Annotated in this window: 2 protein-coding genes; one reads left to right on the top strand and one right to left on the bottom strand. The window is 70.2% G+C overall.

Features of this window, described 5'->3' with window-relative positions; all coding sequences use genetic code 11:
* A partial coding sequence (locus AOK08_RS40785; protein ID WP_241827315.1) for a hypothetical protein occupies positions 1–840 on the bottom strand: 840 nt, incomplete at its 3' end.
* Positions 841–1,008: 168 nt separating this feature from the next.
* On the opposite strand from AOK08_RS40785, the gene AOK08_RS40780 reads away from it, so the two are divergent.
* Complete coding sequence (locus tag AOK08_RS40780; RefSeq protein WP_055535481.1) at positions 1,009–1,818, top strand: S1 family peptidase; 810 nt, start codon at positions 1,009–1,011, stop codon at positions 1,816–1,818.
* Positions 1,819–1,919 lie beyond the last annotated feature (101 nt).

The raw sequence follows: 1,919 nt of genomic DNA, 5'->3' as shown, positions 1-1,919 counted from the left end.
GCCGGATGAGCCGGATGAGCCGGATGAGCCGGCGGGGACAGAGAAGTCGGGGGAGTCGAGGGAGCCGGGGGTGAAGCTGTACGGGACGCCGTCCGGATCCCCGGCACCCGGGGCATGCTGGGCCTGGGCATGGCGGCGGTCGCGCGCGTAACGGCGGCGGCCCGCCCAGCCCGCCGCCGTCAGCGGAGGCTGGCGTGTGTCACGGCGGGCCAGCTCCATGCCCGCCGCGTACGCCGTATACGCCTGCGGACTGGTGAACCAGACCGCGGGATCCTCGTCGAAGACCAGCGCACGCTTGGCCAGTACGTACCCGAACTCCTCCGGCGTGAGATAGCCGAGCTTCTGCGAGGAGACCGCGTCCTCGCGGAAGGCGTCCAGGAGCAGCCAGCCCGCGCCCAGATACGCCGCCGTGGTGTCCGTGAGGATCTCGTTGTCCCGTGTCCCCGGGAAGGCCAGGTCCAGGCGGTGCAGATAGACATGGGTCACCTCGTGCGCGAGGGCCGCGCCGATGTCCCTGCGGTGGGTGCGGAAACGGTCGTTGAGCTCGATGAAGTACTCGGGCCCCGCCGCCAGTTCGACATTCGCGGCGTGGGTCATCTCGCGGAACCCGACGATCATGCGCGCGTCCGGGAGCCGGTAGTGGCGCACCATCTCCCGGGCCACCCGCTGCGCGCCCAGATGCAGGTCGTCGGTGTCGCCGAAGGCCACGTCGGCCGGGGCCACGCTCGTCGCGAAGGTCTGGACGGTGTCGTACGACAGCCTCTTGTAGAGCGCGTTGATCGCGGCCCGCACCGTCTCCAGATGCGGGTAGCCGTGCTCGACCGGTCCGCCGTTCGCCACGTCCTCACCCCCAAGACGCCCAGAACTCTCTTCCACTGTACGTGCGTGCCGGGGAACTGTCGGTAAGACCGGATTCCCCGCCGTCCGGTTCCGCCGGGGGCACGTGAGATCCGTCCTTGTTTCCCACCCTCCCCGATCTTCATACTTACGTTCTTTGTCATCACCCCCATGAAAGGACGTACGTTGACCCACACCTCGTCGGTCGGAAGAGGTCTCTCCCTGGTCAAGCGGGCCGCGACGATCGGGGCGGCGGCCCTCGCGATCGCGAGCCTCCAGCCGCTCGCCGCGCATGCCGCGCCCGTGCCCGTCGTAGGAGGAACGCCCGCCGCGCAGAGCGAGTTCCCGTGGCTGGTGCACCTCTCGATGGGCTGCGGCGGCGCGCTCTACAAGAAGGACGTCGTCCTGACCGCCGCCCACTGCGTGGACGGCTCCGGCCCCAACACGGGCATCACGGTCACCGCCGGGGTCGCCGACCTGAACGCCCCGGGTGCGATCAAGGTCAAGTCGACCAAGGTCCGCCAGGCCCCGGGCTACAACGGCAACGGCAAGGACTGGGCGCTCGTCAAGCTCGCCCGGCCGATCAACAAGCCCACGCTGAAGCTCGCCACCACCACCAAGTACAACCGCGGCACGTTCACCGTCGCGGGCTGGGGCGACACCGCGGAGAACGCCAACACCGGCACGACCAAGCTGCTGAAGGCCACCGTCCCCTACGTCAGCGACGCGGGCTGCAAGCTGCACTACGGCAAGCGGCTCGTACCCTCTGACGAACTGTGCGCCGGCTTCCTGGCGGGCGGTGTCGACACCTGCCAGGGCGACTCCGGCGGGCCCATGTTCCGCAAGGACGACACCGGCGCCTGGATCCAGGTCGGCATCGTCAGCTGGGGCGACGGCTGCGCCCGGCCCGGCGTACCCGGCGTCTACGGCCAGGTGTCCACCTTCGCGAAGGACATAGCCCGGGCGGCGTCCGCGCTGTAGTCCCTCAGGGCGAGACCCCGAGACCCCGAGACCCCGAGTCCGGCGGGGCCGCACGGCCCCGCCGGAAACGCCCGCACCCAGCCCACACCCAGCCCACACCC

Source organism: Streptomyces graminilatus, assembly GCF_001418565.1.
GTDB lineage: Bacteria > Actinomycetota > Actinomycetes > Streptomycetales > Streptomycetaceae > Streptomyces > Streptomyces graminilatus.
This window is presented reverse-complemented; position numbering and strand designations above follow the sequence as displayed.

Coding starts and splice junctions, on each gene's coding strand:
- AOK08_RS40780 (WP_055535481.1), top strand. CDS start 1,009: ATGAAAGGACGTACGTTGACCCACACCTCGTCGGTCGGAAGAGGTCTC.